The 6,089-nt window shown below is 71.8% G+C and carries 2 protein-coding genes; both read left to right on the top strand.

The features are described 5' to 3' along the window. A partial coding sequence (locus tag C7416_RS28720; protein ID WP_146604316.1) for a non-ribosomal peptide synthetase occupies positions 1-3,507 on the top strand: 3,507 nt, incomplete at its 5' end. Further along, a partial coding sequence (locus C7416_RS28715) for a condensation domain-containing protein (RefSeq protein ID WP_146604315.1) occupies positions 3,508-6,089 on the top strand: 2,582 nt, incomplete at its 3' end.

Genomic DNA, 6,089 nt, shown 5'->3' with positions numbered 1-6,089 from the left:
GATGTGCCGAAGCCTGAAGTGGTGTTCAACTACCTGGGCCAGCTCGACGCCAGCTTCGCCGACGACAGCCCGTGGCGGCTCTCGGCCGACAGCGCAGGCGCCAACCAGGATCCGTCGGCGCCGCTATCGCATTCGCTGTCCGTCAACGGACAGGTGCTGGATGGCGAACTGCGGCTGACGCTGGCCTTCAGCCGGGCACGCCATCGGGCGGAGACGGTCCGCCGGCTCAGCGACGCCTTGCGCGACGAACTGCAAGCGCTGATTGCCCACTGCAATGCGGGCGCCGCGGGCTTCACCCCAAGCGACTTCCCGCTGGCGCGGCTGACGCAGGCCGCGCTGGATGCCCTGAAGCTGGACCCGGCACAGGTGCAGGATCTCTACCCGCTGTCGCCGATGCAGGCCGGCATGCTGTTCCACAGCGTGCTGGCGCCCGAGGGCAGCGCCTATACCAACCAGCTGCGCGTCGATATCGACGGGCTCGATCCGGCACGCTTTATTGCGGCATGGGAGGCCGCGATAAAGCGCCACGACAGCCTGCGCTGCGGCTTCCTGCACCGGGCCGACCCGCCGCTGCAGTGGGTTGCCCGTTCGGTGCGGCTGCCGGTAACTACCGAAGACTGGACCGGCCGCGACGCGGCCGGGCTGGATCGCTTTGCCGCCGCCGAACTGGCCCGGCGCTTCGACCTGGAGCGCCCGCCGCTGATGCGACTGGCGCTGCTGCGCACCGGTGCGCATCGCCACCATCTGGTCTGGACCGTGCACCACCTGTTGCTCGACGGCTGGAGCACCGCACAGCTGCTGGCTGAAGTGCTGCGCCACTACGCCGGCGAAACGCTGCCCGCCAGCGGCGGCCGCTTTGCCGACTATATCGGCTGGCTGCAGTCGCGCGACAACGCCGCCGGCGAAGCCTTCTGGAAGGCGCAGCTGGCACCGCTCGATGCGCCAACCCGCCTGCTTGCCGCATTGCCGGCTCCGGAACAAGGACAAGGCCAGGGCGAGCATCACCACGAACTCGACGCCGCCGAGACCACCGCGCTGGCCACCTTCGCCCGCGCGCAGAAAGTCACGCTGAACACGCTGGTGCAGGCCGCCTGGCTGTTGCTGCTGCAGCGCTGCACCGGCCAGCCCTGTGTGGCCTTCGGCGCCACCGTGGCCGGCCGCCCGGCCGAGCTTCCGGGCGCGCAGCAGATGCTGGGGCTCTTTATCAATACGCTGCCGGTGATCGCGTCGCCGCGTCCGCAGCAAGCGGTGGGCGACTGGCTGCGCCAGGTGCAGGCGCTGAACCTGGCGCTGCGCGAGCACGAGCACACCCCGCTCTACGACATCCAGCGCTGGGCCGGACACAGCGGCCAGGCCCTGTTCGATTCGATCGTCGTGTTCGAGAACTACCCGGTCGATGCGGCGCTGCGCCGCGCACCTGCGGGCCTGGCGTTCTCCGGCATCGGCAACCGGGCCGAGACCAACTACCCGCTGGCGCTGGTGTTCGCGCACACCGACACGTTGCGCCTGACCTGCCGCTTCGACCGCGCCGCGCTTGGCGATGCGCAGGCGCAGCTGCTGGCGCGGGGCCTGTTTACGGTGCTACGCCAGATGGTCGCCGACGCTGCGCTCCCGCTTGGCCGGATCAGTCTGTCCACGGCTGCGGCAGCCCTGCCAGCCGCTGCGGCCGTTGCTCAACTTGCCCACCTTCGCTTCGAAGCCCATGCCGCCTCGACCCCGAATGCCGTGGCGCTGGCGGCGGACGACGTGCAACTCACCTATCGCGAACTCAATTGCCGCGCCAATGCCCTCGCGCATCGCCTGCTCGCACTAGGGGTAGGCCCGGACGTGCCAGTTGGCGTGCTGGCCGAACGCTCCGTCGAACTGGTGGTCGCGCTGCTCGCCATCCTCAAGGCCGGCGGCGCCTACGTGCCGTTCGATCCCGACTATCCCGCCGACCGCCTGGCCTATATGGTCCAGGACAGCGGCGTGGCGATGCTGCTGGCGCAGCGGCCCGACGCCATCGCGGCGTTGCCCGCGGCCGTGCCGGTGATCGACCTGGGCGCGCCATCCCTTTACGACGGCGAGTACGCCGACCCGTCGCCGGCGTTGCATCCGCACCACCTGGCGTATGTGATCTACACCTCGGGTTCCACCGGCCGGCCCAAGGGCGTGGGCATTTCGCACGGCGCGCTGGCGCATTACCTGCACGGCGTGCTGTCGCAACTGGCGCTGGCACCGGCATCGCGCATGGCGATGGTGTCGACGCCGGCGGCGGATCTCGGCCATACGGTGCTGTTCGGTGCGCTGGCCAGCGGCGGCGCGCTGCACCTGCCGGCGCGCCGCTGCGTGTTCGATGCCGCGGCGTTCGCGCGCTACATGGCGCAGCACCGCATCGGCGTGCTCAAGATCGTGCCCGGCCACCTGCGCGCCCTGCTCGACGGCGCGCAGGCGGCCGGGGTGCCGCTTGCCGACGTGCTGCCCGAACATACCCTGGTGCTGGGCGGCGAAGCAACCGACGCGGCGCTGCGCGCCCGCCTCCACGCGGCCAGGCCGGGGTGCCGGCTGGTCAACCACTACGGGCCGACCGAGACCACCGTCGGCGTGCTGGTGCACGTGGCCGGCACCACGCCGCAGCCCGGGGCAGGCTTGCCGCTGGGGCAGCCGCTGACCGGCACCGGCGCGTACGTGCTGGACGCCGACCTGTGCCCGCTGCCCGACGGCATCGCGGGTGAGCTCTATGTCGGCGGGCCCGCGCTGGCGCGCGGCTACCTCGGCCGCGCGGCGTTGACGGCAGAGCGCTTCGTCCCCGATCCGTGCGCCCGCGACGGCGCGCGGCTGTACCGCACCGGCGACCGCGTGCGGCGCCGCGCCGACGGCGTGTTCGAGTATCTGGGCCGCGTCGACGACCAGGTCAAGATCCGCGGTTTCCGCGTCGAGCCGGGCGAAGTCGCGGCGCAACTGGCGGCGCTGCCGCAGGTGCGCCAGGCCGCGGTGGTCGCCGCGCCTGCCGCCGGCGGCATGCAACTGGTCGGCTACGCGGTGCCGCGAGCGGATGCGCGGCCCGATCCTGCCGCGTTGTGCCGTGCCCTCGCCGCCACGCTGCCGCCGCATATGGTGCCGGCCGCCATCGTGCTGCTCGATGCGCTGCCGCTCACCGCCAACGGCAAGCTGGACCGCCGCGCACTGCCGGCGCCGGACGCCACCGCGCCTTCGGCGGCGCCGGAGCAGGAAGCACCGCAAGGCGATCTCGAGATCCGTCTCGCCGGCATCTGGCAAGCGCTGCTGCAGGTGCCCGCGGTGGGCCGCCACGACAACTTTTTCGCACTGGGCGGCCATTCGCTGCTGGCCGTCCAGCTCCTGTCCCGGATCCAGGGCGAGCTTGGCATCGAGGTGCCGCTGGCCCTGCTGTTCGGCGCCGCCACGCTGGCCGAGCTGGCGGCGGCGCTGCCGGCGCAGCAACGCCATGCCGACGAAGCCGCCCTGCTGGAACTGGAAGCGTTCGCCAACACCCTGGAGTCAGTCTGAATGATCGAAGCCAACACCGCGGCCCGTCTGGCCGCGCGCTTTGCCACGCTGGCACCGGCCCAGCGCCGCGCCCTTCTCGACAAGATGGCCGGGCAAGGCATCGCATTCGCGCAATTGCCGATCCCCGCGCTGCCGCGGCCCGATACCGCCGCCGGCTACGATGCGCCGCTGTCGTATGCACAGCAGCGCCAGTGGTTCCTGCACCGCTTCGCGCCGGAAAGCGCGGCCTACCACATCAGCAGCCGCGTCGAACTGTACGGCGAACTCGACGCCGGCGCGCTGCAGGCGGCGTTTGCCACGCTGGTGCAGCGCCATGAAGCCCTGCGCACGGTGTTCCTGGCGGACGCCGATGGCCTGGTACGGCAGCATGTGCGCGCCGCAGCCAGCATCGAACTGCCGCTGACCGACTTGTCGGCCGATCCCGCCAGCGCCGACGCACAAGCCGCGGCGATCGCCGAAGCGCCGTTCGACCTCGGCCGCGCGCCGTTGCTGCGCGTGCACCTGCTGCGCCTGGGCGCGCGGCACCATCGGCTGGTGCTGGCGATGCACCATATCGTGTCGGACGGCTGGTCGATGCAGCTGCTGATCGACGAGCTGGCAGCGGCCTACCGCGCGCAGCGGCTCGGCCAGCCGCTGCCCGGGGCCGCGCCCGCGATCGGCTATACCGACTATGCGGTGTGGCAGCGCAACTGGCTCGAGGCTGGCGAACAGGCACGGCAACTGGCCTGGTGGCGCGCAACCCTGGAGGGCGCGCCCGGCGTGCTGGCGCTGCCGGCCGACCTTCCCCGCCCCGCCGTGGCGGCCTACCGCGCGCAGCGCTGCGAGATCGCCATCCCTGCCACGCTCGCCGATGCGCTGCGCCAACGCTCGCAGGCCGGCGGCGGAACGCTGTTCATGGCATTGCTGGCCGGCTTCCAGGCACTGCTATACCGCTATACCGGCAGCCGCGACCTGTGCGTGGGGGTGCCGGTGGCGGGCCGCAACCGCCTGGAAACAGAGCGCGTGGTAGGCCTGTTCGTCAACACGCAGGTCGTGCGCGCACGACTTGACGGCAGCCAGCCGCTGTCCGCGCTGCTCGGCCAGACCCGCGAAGCCGTGCTGGGCGCGCAGGCGCACCAGGACCTGCCGTTCGAGCAACTGGTGGAAGCGCTGCAGCCCGAGCGCAGCGTCAGCTACCACCCGCTGTTCCAGGTGGTGCACAACCACCGCCGCGGCGACCGCGCGGCGCGCGTGTCGCTGCCGGACCTCGAACTCGAAAGCGCGCCGGTGGGCGAGCGCACCACGGCGCTGGAGCTGACGCTCGATACGCGCGAGGACAGCGACGGCCGTATCCATGCCTGCTTCCACTATGCCGCGGAACTGTTCGACGCCGGCACGGCGCAGCGGCTTGCGCGCCATTACGTGCGGCTGCTGAGCCGGCTGGCCGACGCTCCAGAACAATCGCTCGATGCGGTGGACCTGCTTGACGAGTCCGAACACCGCAGCCTGCTGGCGCTGGGCCAGGGCGAGGCGCCTGCCGGCGAGACCCTGCCGGTGCACGCGCACATCGCCCGCCACGCCGCGGCCCGCCCCGACGCCGTCGCCGTGATCTGCGGCGACCAGGTGCTGCGCTACGGCGAGCTGCTGGCCCGCGCCGACCGCCTCGCTGCCGTGCTGCGCGCGCGCGGCATCGGCGCCGAGGACCGCGTCGGCATCGCCCTGTCGCGCTCGCCCGAATTGATCGTCGCGCTGCTGGCGGTAATGCGCAGCGGCGCTGCCTACGTGCCCTTCGATCCCGCCTATCCGAAAGACCGGCTGGCCTACCTGTTTGACGACAGCGCGATCCGGCTGCTTGTCACCGAGCCCGCGCTGCTCGATGCGCTGCCCGCGCCGGCGGCGCTGCCGGTGCTGACGCTGGAGACGGTCGACGATGGCATCGCGCCATTGGCAGAGCGGCCAATCCACCCCGGCCAGCTTGCCTACGTGATCTACACCTCCGGCTCCACCGGCCGGCCCAAGGGCGTCTGCGTTGCGCACGGCCCGCTCGCCATGCACGTGGCCGCGACCATCGACGCCTACGAGATGGGCCCGCATTCGCGCGAACTGCACTTCCTCTCGTTCGCCTTCGACGGCGCCCACGAGCGCTGGCTGTGCGCGCTCGCCTGCGGCGGCTCGCTGCTGCTGCGCGACGATGCGTTGTGGACACCGGAGCAGACCGCCGCCGCGATGACCCGCCACGGCGTCACCAACGCCGGCTTCCCGCCCGCCTACCTGCGCCAGCTGGCCGAGCATTGCGAGCAGAGCGGCGAGCGTCCGCCGGTGGCGCTCTACTCCTTCGGCGGCGAGGCCATGCCGCGCGCCGCCTTTGCCCAGGCCCGCCGCGCGCTGGCACCACAGATCTTCATCAACGGCTATGGCCCGACCGAAACCGTGGTCACGCCGATGGTCTGGAAGGTGCGCGCCGATGCGCCCGAAGCCGAGTTTGCCGGCACTTACGCGCCGATCGGCCGCCCGGTGGGCGCGCGCCGCTGCTACCTGCTCGATGCCGAACTGAACCTGGTGCCTCCGGGCGTGGCGGGCGAGCTTTACATCGGTGGCGAGGG

This window comes from Cupriavidus phytorum (genome assembly GCF_003254285.1).
GTDB lineage: Bacteria > Pseudomonadota > Gammaproteobacteria > Burkholderiales > Burkholderiaceae > Cupriavidus > Cupriavidus phytorum.
Note: the sequence above shows the minus strand (reverse complement) of the source record. Positions and strands in the feature narration are given on the sequence as shown.